At 69.7% G+C, this 15,043-nt stretch carries 14 protein-coding genes, 2 tRNA genes and 2 pseudogenes; 4 read left to right on the top strand and 14 right to left on the bottom strand.

Translation table 11 applies throughout. The features are described from left to right. Positions 1–12: 12 nt before the first annotated feature. Together J7E86_RS19235 and J7E86_RS19230 are read right to left on the bottom strand one after the other, a co-directional pair. Entirely contained in the window at positions 13–990 is a 978-nt protein-coding gene (locus J7E86_RS19235) for a zinc-binding dehydrogenase (RefSeq protein ID WP_215082935.1), read from the bottom strand. Between the two features lie 61 nt (positions 991–1,051). Then, positions 1,052–1,672 carry a TetR/AcrR family transcriptional regulator gene (locus J7E86_RS19230; protein WP_215082934.1) on the bottom strand — a complete coding sequence of 207 codons (621 nt, stop codon included), beginning with the start codon at positions 1,670–1,672 and terminating at the stop codon, positions 1,052–1,054. 61 nt (positions 1,673–1,733) lie between these two features. Between J7E86_RS19230 and J7E86_RS19225 the strand changes: the two genes are divergently transcribed. Next, entirely contained in the window at positions 1,734–2,588 is an 855-nt protein-coding gene (locus tag J7E86_RS19225; RefSeq protein ID WP_215082933.1) for a bifunctional 2-polyprenyl-6-hydroxyphenol methylase/3-demethylubiquinol 3-O-methyltransferase UbiG, read from the top strand. A gap of 59 nt (positions 2,589–2,647) precedes the next feature. On the opposite strand, the gene J7E86_RS19220 is transcribed toward J7E86_RS19225, so the two are convergent. The 6 genes from J7E86_RS19220 to J7E86_RS19195 form a co-directional block, all read right to left on the bottom strand. Next, complete coding sequence (locus J7E86_RS19220; protein ID WP_308312643.1) at positions 2,648–3,106, bottom strand: ribonuclease domain-containing protein; 459 nt, start codon at positions 3,104–3,106, stop codon at positions 2,648–2,650. Positions 3,107–3,231: 125 nt separating this feature from the next. Then, a complete protein-coding gene (gene clpX / locus J7E86_RS19215) occupies positions 3,232–4,509 on the bottom strand; it encodes an ATP-dependent Clp protease ATP-binding subunit ClpX (RefSeq protein ID WP_087928123.1) in 1,278 nt (425 codons plus the stop codon). A 153-nt stretch (positions 4,510–4,662) separates the two neighbouring features. Continuing rightward, complete coding sequence (locus J7E86_RS19210; RefSeq protein WP_251019367.1) at positions 4,663–5,337, bottom strand: ATP-dependent Clp protease proteolytic subunit; 675 nt, start codon at positions 5,335–5,337, stop codon at positions 4,663–4,665. 65 nt (positions 5,338–5,402) lie between these two features. After that, a complete protein-coding gene (locus J7E86_RS19205) occupies positions 5,403–6,020 on the bottom strand; it encodes an ATP-dependent Clp protease proteolytic subunit (protein WP_308312642.1) in 618 nt (205 codons plus the stop codon). Positions 6,021–6,321: 301 nt separating this feature from the next. Then, on the bottom strand, positions 6,322–7,704 hold the full coding sequence (gene tig, locus J7E86_RS19200; RefSeq protein ID WP_215082932.1) for a trigger factor: 1,383 nt from the start codon (positions 7,702–7,704) through the stop codon (positions 6,322–6,324). A 130-nt stretch (positions 7,705–7,834) separates the two neighbouring features. Then, positions 7,835–7,911 (bottom strand) — tRNA-Pro (locus tag J7E86_RS19195). A 147-nt stretch (positions 7,912–8,058) separates the two neighbouring features. Between J7E86_RS19195 and J7E86_RS19190 the strand changes: the two genes are divergently transcribed. Then, positions 8,059–8,132 (top strand) — tRNA-Gly (locus tag J7E86_RS19190). A gap of 143 nt (positions 8,133–8,275) precedes the next feature. Here the strand turns inward: J7E86_RS19190 and J7E86_RS19185 are convergent. Then, a complete protein-coding gene (locus tag J7E86_RS19185; protein ID WP_095582535.1) occupies positions 8,276–8,470 on the bottom strand; it encodes a hypothetical protein in 195 nt (64 codons plus the stop codon). A gap of 264 nt (positions 8,471–8,734) precedes the next feature. On the opposite strand from J7E86_RS19185, the gene J7E86_RS19180 reads away from it, so the two are divergent. Continuing rightward, entirely contained in the window at positions 8,735–9,832 is a 1,098-nt protein-coding gene (locus J7E86_RS19180) for an acyltransferase family protein (protein ID WP_215082931.1), read from the top strand. A 10-nt stretch (positions 9,833–9,842) separates the two neighbouring features. Here J7E86_RS19180 and J7E86_RS31185 read toward each other — a convergent pair. The 5 genes and pseudogenes from J7E86_RS31185 to J7E86_RS19160 all read right to left on the bottom strand — a co-directional run. Next, positions 9,843–10,157 (bottom strand): annotated as a pseudogene (locus tag J7E86_RS31185) (DUF6508 domain-containing protein); the annotation flags it as partial. Positions 10,158–10,262: 105 nt separating this feature from the next. Further along, positions 10,263–10,754 (bottom strand): annotated as a pseudogene (locus J7E86_RS31180) (HD domain-containing protein); the annotation flags it as partial. A gap of 102 nt (positions 10,755–10,856) precedes the next feature. Further along, positions 10,857–11,963 (bottom strand): PP2C family protein-serine/threonine phosphatase, encoded by a 1,107-nt coding sequence (locus tag J7E86_RS19170; RefSeq protein WP_251019364.1) that lies wholly within the window; start codon positions 11,961–11,963, stop codon positions 10,857–10,859. Between the two features lie 164 nt (positions 11,964–12,127). Then, positions 12,128–12,937 (bottom strand): Fpg/Nei family DNA glycosylase, encoded by an 810-nt coding sequence (locus tag J7E86_RS19165; RefSeq protein WP_215082928.1) that lies wholly within the window; start codon positions 12,935–12,937, stop codon positions 12,128–12,130. Positions 12,938–13,064: 127 nt separating this feature from the next. After that, complete coding sequence (locus J7E86_RS19160; RefSeq protein ID WP_215082927.1) at positions 13,065–13,550, bottom strand: ribose-5-phosphate isomerase; 486 nt, start codon at positions 13,548–13,550, stop codon at positions 13,065–13,067. A gap of 167 nt (positions 13,551–13,717) precedes the next feature. On the opposite strand from J7E86_RS19160, the gene J7E86_RS19155 reads away from it, so the two are divergent. Next, positions 13,718–15,043: amino acid permease (locus J7E86_RS19155; protein ID WP_215082926.1), on the top strand; the 1,326-nt coding region annotated here is incomplete at its 3' end.

The following is a 15,043-nucleotide window of genomic DNA, read 5'->3' as shown; positions in this document are numbered from 1 at the left end:
CCGGCACAACCGCTACACCGTCAGCACCACCTTCCCCTCGGCCCCCCGCCCCTCCAGCGCCGCATGCGCCTCCGCCGCCCGCTCAAGCGGGAAGCTCGTGATCAACGGGATCAGGCGGCCCGCCGCCGCCTCCGTCAGGGAGCGGGTCTCCAGTTCGCGTTGGCCGCCCGGCGGTGTCATCTCCGGCCGGGCCAACGCCCACGTCGCGGTCAGCCCGCGTTCGATCAGGTCGCGACTGGTGATCTCGGTCGGCTCGCCCGCCGCCCAGCCGTGCATCAGGAAGCGGCCGCCAGAGCCCAGCAGCTCCAGCGCCGCGCGGCCGGACGCGCCGCCGACCCCGTCCAGCACGACGGACACCCGGCGCCCGTCCAGCGCCTCGCGGACCCGGGCCGGCCAGTCGCCGTCGCGGTAGTCGACCGCCACGTCGGCGCCCAGCGTACGGACGCGGTCGACCTTCGCCGGGCCGCCCGCCACTCCCACCACGACCGCACCCGCATGGCGCGCGGCTTGCACGAACAGGCTGCCCAGCCCGCCCGCCGCGGACATCACCAACACGACGTCACGGACGGAGATCCGCGCCACCGCGAGGATGCCCTGGGCCGTGGCCCCGGTGGTGATCATCGCGACGGCGGTGTCGTCGTCCAGGTGATCGGGGAGCCGGTGGAGCGAGCCCACGTCAGCCACGGCCTGCTCGGCATAACCGCCGCCCGATCGCAGCTTGGCCACCACGCGCCGACCCAGCCAGTCCGGGTCCACGCCCTCGCCCACCGCCCCGACGACACCGGCGACCTCGCTGCCCGGCGTGACCGGCAGGGTGGGCGGCTGATGCGGACCGAAGGGCAGGCCACGCCGGAGTCTGGCCTCTATCAGGTGGACACCGGACGCCCGCACGTCGATGCGCACCTGCCCCGCACCCGGCACCGGGTCGGGCACCTCTTCGTACGCCAGGTTCTCGGCAGGGCCGAAGGCGTGCAGCCGTATCGCGTGCATGTCGATCCTCTTCAGTCACCACGCCCCGGCAGGAGCCGGGGACGAGGACCAGTCTCGACAATCAACCCGACTTGAGGTCAAGCGAGGGAGCCGCCGAACGGCCGACGCCGGCGACCACCGCGGTCACGACCTTGCGAACGGCTTCCGCCTCCGGCGGCACGCCCTTGCGGTCGGCGAACAGCATGTGGCCAGTCCCGATGAGCGTGGGGGCGAGGGTGTCGACATCGGCATCGGCCGCGATGCGGCCCAGTTCACGCTCGACGGCGAGGTAGGAGGCGATCATGGTCGTGGCCTCCGTCAGCAGCGGGATGCCGGTCGGCGTGGTCCGGCGGAGCCGGGCGCGCAGGTCGTCCCGGGAGGTGACGAGGCCGACGATCGCCACCGCGACGGGCCCGAACAGGCCCTTCAGAGCGCCGGTGAGGTTGTCGGCGACGGTACCGGTCCCGGCGGAGTCGCGCAGGGTGGCGGCTTGGTGGTCGATCCGGGCGACGCGGTCGAGTACGAGCTCGGCGAGGAAGGCGTCGAAGTCGGCGAAGTGCCGGTGCAGGACGCCCTTGGCGCAGCCTGCCTCGGTGGTGACCGCTCGGCTGGTCAGCGCGCTCGGCCCGGCACGCAGCAGGACACGCTCAGCCGCGTCGAACAGTTGCTCGCGCGCGTCGCGGATGGCCACCCCTGTCGGCATCGTGCGTCTCCTCTCGCTGCACCCGTTGACGAGTGGGCGTTTGCCCATTAATAGTGGGCGCATGCCCACTTTACCGCCTGAGCGAGCGTCCTTCTCCGACCACGAGCCCCATCGGCACCGGCAGTTGGCGGAATCGTTCGGTGCCGACGCGCAACGCTACGACCGGGCCCGGCCCCGCTACCCCCGGGCCATGGTGGACCGGATAGCCGCCACAGGCCCCGACATCCTCGACGTCGGATGTGGCACCGGCATCGCGGCCCGGCAGTTCGAGGCCGCCGGCTGCCGGGTGCTGGGCGTCGACGTCGACGCGCGGATGGCCGACCTGGCGCGGCAGCGCGGGCTGGACGTCGAGGTGGCGGCGTTCGAAGCCTGGGACCCCGCCGGCCGGGAGTTCGACGCGGTCGTCTCCGGGCAGACCTGGCACTGGGTGGACCCGGTCGCGGGAGCGGCCAAGGCGGCGCGGGCGCTGCGGCCCGGTGGCCGGCTCGCCGTGTTCTGGAACGCGGGCCGACTCCCCTCCGAGCTGGCGGAATCCTTCGCCGAGGTCTACCGCCGGGTGCTGCCCGACTCCCTTGCCGCCCGCCAATGGGCGACGCCGGCCGTGGACGGGTACACGGAGCTGTGCACCCGGGCAGCCGACGGGATGCGTCAAGTGGGCACCTTCGGCGACCCGGAACAGTGGCGATTCGGCTGGGAGCGGTCCTACACCAAGAACGAGTGGCTGGACCAGCTGCCCACCACCGGCGGCCACACCCGGCTCCCGCCGGTCGAGCTGGACAAGGTGCTGGCAGGCGTCGGCGCCGCCATCGACGCGGCGGGAGGCGGCTTCACCATGCGCTACGCCACGCTGGTGGCTACTGCGGTGCGAACCGATGCCGCCCCGCCCGGCTCTGCGGTCTCCCGCGACCGGGCCTGAACACCGTGGCGCCCAACGGCCTTCCGCCGACGGGTCGTCCAGGCGGCGCCCCGCCCCCGTCAGGAGCAACCGGACGCGATCCTCCGGAAGTTGTTGTAGTGGTCGTTGGTGTACCAGACCGTGTGCGAATCGGTGTCGCGGACGAGGCGCTCGGCGTCGCGGCGCTGGCCGGGCGAGCGCGGGTTGACGTCGTACTCGCGGTAGTAGCCCTCCAGCGGGAGGTCGCCGTTGCGGTTCACGTAGACGTTGCTGCCGCGGATGACGAAGCGGGTGTCCGGCACCGCGTAGTCCTCGGCCCGGTCCGCCGTCGGCCAGCTCAGTCCTCGCCAGATGTCACAGGCGTTCTTGACCTGTGCCGGAAGGCTGCGGGCCGAAACGGGTGGGTCGATGACATCGGCCGGACGGAGTACGCCATGGGCCCGCGGGACGGCGGCCGCGGGCGTGGAGGGAAGGGCGACGGCCGCCAGAAGCAGGGCGGCAACGGCGGCCGAACGCCGCAAGGCGCGGAAAGTGGTCACACCGTACCCAACAGGGGCGGAAGCCTCTCAGGTGCGCTAAACCACCCCATGGGGTGGGTACGCACAAGGGGGCGCCCGGCACATGCTGTGCCGGGCGCCCCCTCACGTGCGTACGACGGCGAGCGCTACGCGCTCTTCTCGTGCCGCTCGTCCTTCGGGACGATGCGCGGCACCAAGGTCGGGTTGACGTTGGAGTGGACGACGTCCGCGGTGATGACGACGCGGGCCACGTCCTTGCGGGACGGCACCTCGTACATCACCGACATCAGGACCTCTTCCATGATGGCGCGCAGGCCGCGCGCGCCGGTGCCACGCAGGATCGCCTGGTCGGCGATGGCCTCCAGGGCCGGACGGTCGAACTCCAGCTCGACACCGTCGAGTTCGAACAGCCTTTGGTACTGCTTCACCAGGGCGTTGCGCGGCTCGACCAGGATCTGGAGGAGGGCCTCGCGGTCCAGGTTGTGGACGGAGGTGATGACCGGGAGGCGGCCGATGAACTCCGGGATCATCCCGAACTTCACCAGGTCCTCCGGCATGACCTCCTGGAACTGGTCGCTGGCCTCGATCTCCCGCTTGGAGCGGATCGTGGCGCCGAAGCCGATGCCCTTCGCGCCCGCGCGCGACTCGATGATCTTCTCCAGGCCGGAGAAGGCACCGCCGACGATGAAGAGGACGTTCGTCGTGTCGATCTGGATGAATTCCTGGTGCGGGTGCTTCCGGCCGCCCTGCGGGGGCACCGAGGCCGTCGTGCCCTCCAGGATCTTCAGCAGGGCCTGCTGGACGCCCTCGCCGGAGACGTCCCGTGTGATCGACGGATTTTCGCTCTTACGGGCGACCTTGTCGATCTCATCGATGTAGATGATCCCGGTCTCGGCCTTCTTGACGTCGTAGTCGGCGGCCTGGATCAGCTTCAGGAGGATGTTCTCGACGTCCTCGCCGACATAGCCCGCCTCGGTCAGCGCCGTGGCGTCGGCGATGGCGAACGGGACGTTCAGCATCCGGGCGAGGGTCTGGGCGAGCAGCGTCTTGCCGGAGCCGGTCGGGCCCAGCAGCAGGATGTTGGACTTCGCCAGCTCGATGCCGTCGTCGCGGTGGCCGCCGTTCTCGCCGGCCTGCACGCGCTTGTAGTGGTTGTAGACCGCGACCGAGAGGGCCTTCTTGGCGGCCTCCTGGCCCACCACATAGCCCTCGAGGAACTCGTAGATCTCACGGGGCTTGGGAAGCTCCTCCCAGCGCACCTCGGAGGTCTCCGCGAGCTCTTCCTCGATGATCTCGTTGCAGAGGTCGATGCACTCGTCGCAGATGTACACACCAGGACCCGCGATGAGCTTCTTCACCTGCTTCTGGCTCTTGCCGCAGAACGAGCACTTGAGCAGATCGCCGCCGTCACCGATGCGTGCCACGAGGTGCTTCCCCTTCGCCTGGGATCCGCCTTGCTCTGCGAACCCGGGTGCTTGCCTATCGACGGTACCTTGCCGGGCCCCCCGAGCGGGCCCCCCTTGGACCTACTCGGTCCAAGGGGGTGGCCGGCGGCACGGTGGCCGGACCGGAAAAGGTCAGACCGAAACGGACGTCTTGCGCGTCGACACGATCTGGTCGACCAGACCGTACGCGAGCAGCTCGTCGGCGGTGAGGATCTTGTCGCGCTCGATGTCCTCGCGGATCTTCTCGATCGGCGTGGTGGAGTGCTTGGCCAGCATGTCCTCCAGCTGGGCACGCATCCGCAGGATCTCGTTCGCGGCGATCTCCAGGTCGGAGACCTGGCCCCGGCCCGTCTCGCTGTACGGCTGGTGGATCAGGACGCGGGCGTTCGGCAGCGCCATCCGCTTGCCGGGCGTGCCGGCGGCGAGCAGCACGGCCGCGGCGGAGGCCGCCTGGCCCATGCAGACCGTCTGGATGTCGGGCTTCACGAACTGCATCGTGTCGTAGATCGCCGTGAGCGCCGTGAACGAGCCGCCCGGGCTGTTGATGTAGATCGAGATGTCGCGGTCGGGGTCCATCGACTCCAGGCACAGCAGCTGCGCCATGACGTCGTTGGCCGAGGCGTCGTCGATCTGGACGCCCAGGAAGATCACTCGCTCCTCGAAGAGCTTCGCGTACGGGTCGTACTCGCGCACGCCCTGCGAGGTGCGCTCGACGAAGCGCGGAACGATGTAGCGGGACTCGGCGCGGGGTCCGGAGAACTCGGACCGGGAGCCGGTGTGCAGGCCGCTGCCGGCGTGGTTGTTCATCTGCTTCTTCACCATCCTGGTGGCGTTCGGGGGGCCGGGGGGTTCGGTATGGGGTGTGCCGGGGTTCAGGCCCCCGTGCCGCCCCCGCCCGGAACGCCTGCGGCAGTGTTCATGACCTCGTCGATGAGGCCGTACTCCTTGGCCTCGTCGGCGGAGAACCAGCGGTCGCGGTCGGAGTCCTTGGTGACCTGCTCGACGGTCTGACCGGTGTGGAAGGAGGTCAGCTCCGCCATCCGCTTCTTGGTGTACAGCAGCCGCTCGGCGTGGATCCGGATGTCCGAGGCGGAGCCCGCCAGGCCCGCGGAGGGCTGGTGGATGAGGATCTCGGCGTTCGGCAGCGCGAAGCGCTTGCCGGGCGTACCGGCGGACAGCAGGAACTGGCCCATCGAGGCGGCGAGGCCCATGGCGATGGTGACCACGTCGTTCTTGATGTACTGCATGGTGTCGTAGATCGCCATGCCGGCCGTGATGGAGCCGCCGGGGCTGTTGATGTAGAGGTAGATGTCCTTGTCCGGGTCCGCGGCAAGGAGGAGCAGCTGCGCCGTGATCTTGTTGGCGATGTCGTCGTCGACCGGCTGGCCGAGGAAGATGATCCGTTCCCCGAGCAGTCGGTTGTAGACCTGGTCGCCGAGGCCACCGAAGCTCGGCTCGCCGGCGGCGGCGGAAGGCATCAGATTCGTCACGTATCCACCTGCTCGTTGTTAGACGGCCGCGAGCCGTCTCAGCGTCTTCTTCAAAGGGCGGGGTACGGGCGGTGCCGTCCGGATCCCCGTGGCGCGCTCCCGGGACTCCCCTGCCCCCGTATCTACGGACCCTAACGCGCTGGTAGGCGGCGGCCATCCCGCATCAGGAACTGTTCGCTCTGAGCGCAGGTTCACCGGGCCCGGCAGACGCGGCGGGCCCGGCCGCGACACCCTGGTGGGATGTCGCGGCCGGGCCCTTGGCGCGTACCGGTGCGTGAACCGGCTACGAGGGGGCCGGGGCTCAGGCCTCGGTCTTGTCCTCGCCGGCCTCGACCGTCTCGGTGGTGGCCTCGACCGTCTCGGCGGTCTCGTCCTCGTCGTCCAGGTCGACGACCTCACCGTTGCTGTCCTTGACCACGGCGACCTCGACGACGGCCGCGAGGGCCTTGCCGCGGGCGACCTCGCCGACGAGCATCGGCACCTGGCCACCCTCGACGACGGCCTGGGCGAACTGGTCGGGGCTCATGCCGGAGGACTGGGCACGGCGCATGAGGTGCTCGGTGAGCTCCTCCTGGCCGACCGACAGCTTCTCCTTGTTGACGATCTCGTCGAGGATGAACTGGGTCTTGATGCCCTTCTCGGCCTGCTCCTTGAGCTCGGCGTCGAACTCCTCGGCGGACTTGCCCTGGATCTCCAGGTACTTCGCCAGGTCCAGGCCCATCTGGCCCAGCTGGTGGTGCTCGAGGTTGTGCTTGCGGGTGTTGACCTCGTCCTCGAGCAGCTTCTCGGGCATCGGGACCTCGACCAGCTTGATCAGCTCGTCGAGGACCTTCTCCTGGGCCTGGGTGGCCTGGTCGTACTTCTTCATGCGGGCGAGGCGCTTGGCGCTGTCGGCGCGGAGCTCCTCCAGCGTGTCGAACTCGCTCGCCAGCTGGGCGAAGTCGTCGTCCAGCGCGGGCAGTTCACGGGCCTTGACGGCGGTGACGTCGACCTTGACCTCGGCCTCCTTGCCCTCGGCGGTGCCGCCCTTGAGCTCGGAGGTGAAGGTGGCGGTGCCGCCGGCCTCCAGGCCGGTGACGGCCTCGTCGATGCCGTCCAGGAGCTGGCCGGAACCGATGGTGTAGTCGACACCCTCGGCGACGCCGTCCTCCAGGACCTCGCCGTCGACCTTGGCCTCCAGGTTGACGGTGACGATGTCACCCTCGGCGGCGGCGCGCTCGACCGGGGAGGTGGTCGCGAAGCGGTCGCGCAGCTGCTCGACCGACTTCTCGATGTCCTCGTCGGTGACCTCGGCGGCGTCGACGGTGACCTCGATGCCGGAGTAGTCCGGGATCTCCAGGGTCGGACGGATGTCGACCTCGGCGGTGAAGGAGAGCAGCTCGCCGTCCTTCAGCTCCGTGATGTCGACCTCGGGCTGGCCCAGCGGGTTCAGGTCGGCCTCGTTGACCGCCTCGGTGTAGAACTTCGGCAGTGCGTCGTTGACGGCCTCTTCGAGGACCGCACCGCGGCCGAACCGCTGGTCGATGACGCGGGCCGGGATCTTGCCCTGACGGAAGCCCTTCACCGTGACCTGCTGGTTGATCTTCTTGTACGCCGCGTCGAGGCTGGCCTTGAGCTCCTCGAAGGGCACCTCAACAGTGAGCCGAACCCGAGTCGGGTTCAGGGTCTCCACGGCGCTCTTCACGGTTCGGTCTCCTTGGGGCTGACTTCTGGGATTCGCTGAGGTTCAGCGGATCGCGCCCGGCACAGAGACACACGGGCGCGCAGCTTGCATAGTAACCGCAAGCAGGATGGGGCCCACAATGTGATCTTGATGGTCGGGGTGGCCGGATTCGAACCGACGACCTTCCGCTCCCAAAGCGGACGCGCTACCAAGCTGCGCCACACCCCGTCGGTGCGACACGTAGGGTACATGCCCCAGGGGCTTCCGGCTGCCGATTGCCCGTGGCGCCACCGGGGTGTGCGGGGCACGGCCCCGACCCGCTACGATGCACAACGTAGCCGCACGGCCCCGGGTGTCCCCGGACCCGCGGCGCACGCGGGCGTAGCTCAATGGTAGAGCCCCAGTCTTCCAAACTGGCTACGCGGGTTCGATTCCCGTCGCCCGCTCCATGAACGCCTCCGGCCTCGGCCGGAGGCGTTTTTCGTGCCTGGCGGCGTTTTTCATGCCGGGGCCCCGCTCGGGATCTCGTGCGGATCCTGCTCCGAACCTGTCCGATCCTGCTCCGATCACGATCAGTACGCGCAGATCTTGATCAGAACTTGATGCCGTTTATCGTTTCGGCGATCGAGTTCAGGAATCGCTGGATCGACGGTGCCATGCCCGTGGAGGCGAGGAAGAAGCCGAACAGGATGGCCACGATCGCCGGGCCGCCCTTGATGTTGCCGGCGCGGATCATCACCACCAGCACGATCGCCAAGAGCAGCACCACTGACAGTGAAATGGCCACAACTGATCACACCCTCGGTCGGAACATCCGATCGGCCCCGGAAACATGCTGCCCCGCAGCCCCCACACATCAACCATCGTGCCATCAACTCGCCTGCTATAGGGGCAGTGTGACGTTTCGTCGACACCTGGTCGAGAAGCGGCCGGATAGCTGTGGGGGAAGGGTATCGGGTGACTTGCCAAAAAGTGCCCCGATTCGCGGCGATTAACCAAATAAGTGGAACGAGGTTTTACCGCTTCCAGTTCCCCCACTAGGGTGCCTCGGATGTCCCCCGCTGCCACTCCGGTCCCACGCACAGCGGCACCCGCGCCGACGCTCCCCACAGCGGCCCCGTCCCCCGCCCCGGCCGCGGACGGCCGGGCCCGCGACCCGTTCTTCGACAACGCCAAGTACTTGGCGATCGTCCTCGTCGCGCTCGGCCACGCCTGGGAGCCGCTCACCCACAGCAGCCGCTTCGCACTGGCGCTCTACCTCACCGTGTACGCCTTCCACATGCCGGCGTTCATCCTGATCTCGGGCTACTTCTCGCGCGGCTTCGACCTGAGCCCGGCCAAGGTGAAGCGGCTCGTCACCGGTGTCGTCGTGCCGTACGTGGTCTTCGAGGTCGCGTACACCTACTTCCAGCACTGGGCGGAGTACGACGAGCCGCCGGAGCCCGTCTCACTGCTCAATCCCTGGTACCTGAACTGGTTCCTGGCCGCGCTGTTCGTCTGGCGGCTGACCACGCCGATCTGGAAGACCGTGCGCTGGCCGGTGCCGGTGGCCTTCGCCGTCGCGATCCTGGCGGCGCTCTCCCCCGAGGTCGGCAACGACCTGGACCTCCAGCGGATCCTGCAGTTCCTGCCGTTCTTCGTCATCGGCCTGCACATGAAGGCCGAGCACTTCCGGCTCGTCCGGCGGCGCTGGGTGCGCGTCGCGGCCGTCCCGGTGTTCGCGGGAGCCATCGCCGTCGCCTACTGGGCGGCGCCGCGCATGAACAGCTCGTGGTTCTACCACAACGACAGCGTCCAGGAGCTGGCCGCGCCGCTGTGGAGCGCGCCGGTGATGCAGCTGGCGATGGCCGGCTGCGCGGCGGTGCTCATCGCCTGCTTCTTCGCCTGGGTCCCGCGCCGCACCACGTGGTTCACGGCGCTCGGCGCGGGGACCCTGTACGGCTACCTGCTGCACGGTTTCCTGATCAAGCTCTCGCGCTGGTGGGAGTGGTACGACGCCTACGCGTGGATCAGGGAGCCGGTGGGCGAGGTCGTGGTGACGGTGCTCGCGATCGCCGTGATGACCGCGCTGTGCACCACGCCGGTGCGGCGGGTGTTCCGCTTCGCGATGGAGCCGAGGATGGAGTGGGCCTTCCGCAAGCAGCGGTGAGGCCCCGCGGTCACCGCCCGGCGTCGTACCAGTCCAGCAGGGCCGTCCAGACCGCGTCCAGCAGCCCGTTCGCGGCGGCGTTGGCGATCGTTCCGTCGCTGAACCGCTCACCGCGCACGATCGCCGTCGCCGCCCGTACGGCGTCGGCGGCGTCCAGGCGGCCGTCGGGGCCCGGCGTGGGCATCGGGTGGTCCATCCAGTGATAGCGCGGCGTCACGGCCCCGACGCTCGAGAGGGCACCGACCGCACGCCTGAGCGCCTCGCCGTAGTCCGGGTACTTCACCAGGTACGCACCGCTCGGCAGCTGTCCACCGCCGGCCCAGCGCACGTCGCGGTCGGCCTCGGTGAGCGCGGCGGTGGCCTCCCGCAGCGTGCGCCAGGAGGTGTGGTCGTCGCGGTCGAGCTGGGCGAGCAGCAGCCAGTCGTCGGGGTCCTTGAGGCCGAGCAGCGCCCGCATGCGCGCGTACTTCTCCTTGAGCCGCTCGCGCGTGGCGGGCTCCAGGTCCGCCGCCCGCTTCGGGTCGGAGTTGTGCGCGAGGTCCGCGGCCTTGACCATCAGCGCCCCGGGCGTGGCGAGGATCCGCGCGGCGTACGCCTCCGCCGGCTCGTCCGGCCGCTTGGTCACCGCCCGCACGATGTCCTTGGTCTCCGGCGCCAGCCCGGCGGCCGCGAGCCACTCCTCGCTCACGGCCCCGTCCTCGACGGCGTCGTGCAGCCAGGCGGCGGCGATCTGCTCGTCGCTCCCGCCGCGCTCCCGCACGCCCTCGGCGACGGCGGCCAGGTGCTCGGTGTACGGGCGGCCCGCCTTGTCCGTCTGCCCGGCGTGCGCCCGCCGCGCGATCTCCTCGACGGCGCCGAGGCCGAACGGGCCGGTGGTCAGGGGCGGGTCGGCGTGCGTACCCGCCCGGGGATCGGTCGACATCTCGTGCTCCTCGCGTCCGGCCGTCGTCACCACGTACGTCCGTGTGTACCTGCGTACGGGGATTCTCGCCGCTCGCCCGGCCCGGGGCGATCATGGCCCCCGTCAGTGCCGGCAGAGCAGCAGCAGGGCCCGGTCGTCGTTGACGTCCTTGGCAACCGCCTCGATCAGGTGCCAGGCGGCGCCCTGGAAGCCGACGGAGACATAGCGGTCGGCCTCGCCGGTGAGGCGGTCCATGCCCTCGGTGAGATCGCGCTCGGCCGTCTCGACGAGCCCGTCGGTGAAGAGCATCAGGACGTCGCCGGGGCGCAGCGTGCCCTTTATCGGGTCGAACTGCGCGCCGTCGTACACGCCCAGGAGCGGGCCCTCGGCCGCCATCTCCTCCCAGCGGCCCGTGCCGGCGCTGAGCTGGAGGGCGGGCAGGTGGCCCGCCGAGTACATCTCGTAGTCGCCGCTGTCGAGGTCGAGGACCAGGTGCACGGAGGTGGCGAAGCCCTCGTCCCAGTCCTGCCGGAGCAGATAGCCGTTGGCGGCGGGCAGGAAGGCGTGCGGCGGCAGGGAGCCGAGGAGGCCGCCGAAGGCGCCGGAGAGCAGCAGGGCCCGGGAGGCGGCGTCCATGCCCTTGCCGGAGACGTCGGTGAGGACGACCTCCAGGGTGCGGCCGCCGTTGGTGCGGGCGGCGACGACGAAGTCCCCGGAGAAGGACTGGCCGCCGGCCGGCCGCAGCGCCATCTCCCGGTGCCAGCCGCGCGGCAGCTTGGGGAGCTTGCTCTGCACCCGGATGCGTTCGCGGAGGTCGAAGAGCATGGTGCCGCCGCGCCGCCAGGGCACGCCGACCCGGCTGCGGAACTGCGCGATGAGCAGTCCGAGGAAGCCCACGGCCGCGACGACGAGGATCGTGCCCGGTGTGACGCGGTCGGCGTCGCCGTACCCGCCGGGGTTCAGGACCGCGGCCTCCACGATGAGCGCGAGGGCGGACGCGGCGTAGAGGGCCAGCAGGCTGGCGGGGCGCAGCAGCAGTCCGCCGGCGACGATGGGCAGGACGAGGGCCGAGGGCGCGCACCACTCGGGCATCGCGAGGGTGCCGAGCGCGAGGGCGGGAACGGCGAACAGCAGGGCGCCGAGGGCGATCCAGTCGGAGCCGTCGCCGCGGAAGTAGTCGACCCCGGCTTTGCGCAGGCTCGTGCGGGCCCGGTGCAGTGCTTTGCGCATCCGGGCCGTCGGAGTCTCCGCACCGCCAGTCATTGCATCGTGACCTTATCCACCCATTCGGCGGTGCGTCGACTCACGCCGCGCCGACACGTCCACCTGCGGCGGGGCGTGAAGGAGCACGCGCAGCAGCCACCGCGCGAGGGACCGCGCGCGATGACGCTACGTCAGCGCCGCTGGCAGCCGGGGCACCAGAAGAGATTGCGGGCGGCGAGATCGGCGGTGCGGATCTCGCCGCCACAGATGTGGCAGGGCTGGTGGGCCCGGCGGTAGACGTACACCTCGCCACCGTGGTCGTCCACCCGCGGCGGACGGCCCATGGCTTCGGGGGTGTGCTCGGAGCGTACGGTGTCGATTCTGTTGTGCCGGACGCCCTCGCGCATCAGCTCGGCGAGGTCTGCCCACATCGCGTCCCATTCGGACCGGATGAGATCACGGCCGAGGCGGTAAGGGTCGATTCCGTGCCGGAAGAGGACCTCGGCGCGGTAGACGTTGCCGACACCGGCGATGATCTTCTGGTCCATGAGGAGCGCGGCCACGGTGGTGCGGCTCCTCGATATCCGCCGCCACGCCTTGTCCGGGTCGTCACCGTCGCGGAGCGGGTCGGGGCCGAGGCGGTCGTGTATCGCCTGCTTCTCGCCGTCGGTGATCAGCGCGCAGGTGGTGGGGCCGCGGAGGTCGGCGTACGCCGACGGGGTGACCAGGCGCAGGCGCACGGTCTCGGTGGGCGGGGGTACGGGCGTGCCGCCCAAGGCGTACTTGCCGAAGAGGCCCAGGTGGATGTGGATCCAGCCGGTTTCGGCGAAGCCGAGGAAGAGGTGCTTGCCGTGGGCTTCGGCGGTGTCCAGTTCCTGACCGGTGATCAACGCGGCGCTGTCCGAGAACTTCCCTTGCGGGCTGGTCGCCCGGACGTGCTCGCCCTGGAAGAGGGTGCGGTGGTCCGCCGCGAGGCGGTGGATCGTATGCCCCTCTGGCACGGTTTCTCCTGCGGAGTGCTTGCGGTCAAAGATCGGGGCTCCGCCCCGGGCCCCCTACCGCGCTTCGCGCGGTGCCCTCAAACGCCGGGCGGGCTGCCATTCAGCCCGTCCGGCGGTTCGGGAAACGTCAGCCCTGCGGGTGGTGCGCCGGAATCTCCGGGAGTTCGCCGGTGCGCTCGTACCGGCTGAGCATCTCGATGCGCCGCGTGTGGCGCTCCTCACCCGAGTACGGCGTGGCCAGGAAGATCTCGACGAACTTCGTCGCCTCCTCCTGGGTGTGCATCCGGCCGCCGACGCTGATCACGTTGGCGTCGTTGTGCTCACGCCCGAGCGCCGCCGTCTGCTCGCTCCAGGCCAGGGCGGCCCGTACGCCCTTGACCTTGTTCGCGGCGATCTGCTCGCCGTTGCCGGAGCCGCCGATCACGATGCCCAGGGAGTCGGGGTCCGCGGCGGTCCGCTCCGCGGCGCGGAGGCAGAACGGGGGGTAGTCGTCCTGGGCGTCATAGATGTGCGGGCCGCAGTCGACGGGGTCATGGCCGTGGGCCTTGAGCCACTCGACGAGGTGGTTCTTGAGTTCGTAGCCGGCATGGTCGGAGCCGAGGTACACGCGCATGCGACCGAGTGTGGCACGTCCCGGGGGAAAGGCCGGTCACAGGGTTCACCGGAGGTTCAGGTGTACATCCGGTGATCACAACGATACGGATTCGGGCCTTCCTAAACACACCTTCGAAAAGTTCTAATGCGGAGGCTCGTAACCCGAGAACCTAAGGAACCCGCACCATGAGCGCGACACCGCCGACAATGACAAAGGCGTCGACTTCCGGCGATCCCGGCCAGACCGGCGCCGCGGGCCAGGACGGCCTGAAGGCCGGTCTGAAGAACCGCCACCTCTCCATGATCGCCATCGGCGGCGTGATCGGTGCCGGCCTCTTCGTGGGCTCCGCCTCCGGCATCGCCGCGGCCGGCCCGGGCATCCTGATCTCCTACGCACTCGTCGGCGCGATGGTCGTCTTCGTGATGCGGATGCTCGGTGAGATGGCCGCCGCCAACCCCACCTCCGGCTCCTTCTCCGCCTACGCGGACCGCGCGCTGGGCCGCTGGGCCGGTTTCTCCATCGGCTGGCTGTACTGGTTCTTCTGGGTCGTGGTGCTGGCGGTCGAGGCGACCGCGGGCGCGAAGATCCTGGAGGGCTGGATCCCGGCGGTGCCGCAGTGGGGCTGGGCCCTGATCGTCATGGTCGTGCTCACCGCGACCAACCTGGCGTCGGTCAGCTCCTACGGTGAGTTCGAGTTCTGGTTCGCCGGCATCAAGGTCGTCGCGATCGGTGCCTTCGTGGTCATCGGCATGCTGGCCGTCTTCGGCGTGCTGCCGGGCTCGCACAACGACACGGCGGGGATATCCAACCTCACCGACCACGGCGGATTCCTGCCGAACGGACCGGGCGCCATCCTCACCGGTGTGCTGATGGTCGTCTTCTCCTTCATGGGCAGCGAGATCGTCACCCTCGCCGCCGGCGAGTCCGAGGACCCGCGGCGCGCGGTCACCAAGGCGACCAACAGCGTCATCTGGCGCATCGGCGTCTTCTACCTGGGCTCGATCTTCATCGTGGTCAGCCTGCTGCCGTGGGACTCCAAGGAGATCGCGGACAAGGGCAGCTACGTCGCGGCCCTGGACTCGATCGGCATCGCGCACGCCGGCCAGATCATGAACGTCATCGTTCTGACCGCCGTCCTGTCCTGCCTGAACTCCGGCCTCTACACCGCCTCCCGCATGGCCTTCTCGCTCGGCCAGCGCGGCGACGCCCCCAAGGCGTTCTCCCGCGTCGGCAAGAACGGTGTGCCGCGGGCCGCGATCCTGGGCTCGGTCGTCTTCGGCTTCCTCTCGGTGATCTTCAACTACGTGTGGCCGGACACCGTCTTCAAGTTCCTGCTGAACGCCTCGGGCGCCGTCGCGCTCTTCGTGTGGCTGGTCATCTGCTTCACCCAGCTGAAGATGCGCGGCATCATCCAGCGCGAGATGCCGGAGCGGCACGTCGTGAAGATGTGGCTGTTCCCGTACCTGACGTGGGCCACCATCGGCATGATCCTCTTCGTGCTCGGCTACATG

The organism is Streptomyces sp. ISL-11 (assembly GCF_018614525.1).
Lineage (GTDB): Bacteria > Actinomycetota > Actinomycetes > Streptomycetales > Streptomycetaceae > Streptomyces.
The sequence above is the reverse complement of the archived record's forward strand: the minus strand, read 5'-3'. Positions and strand labels throughout refer to the sequence as shown.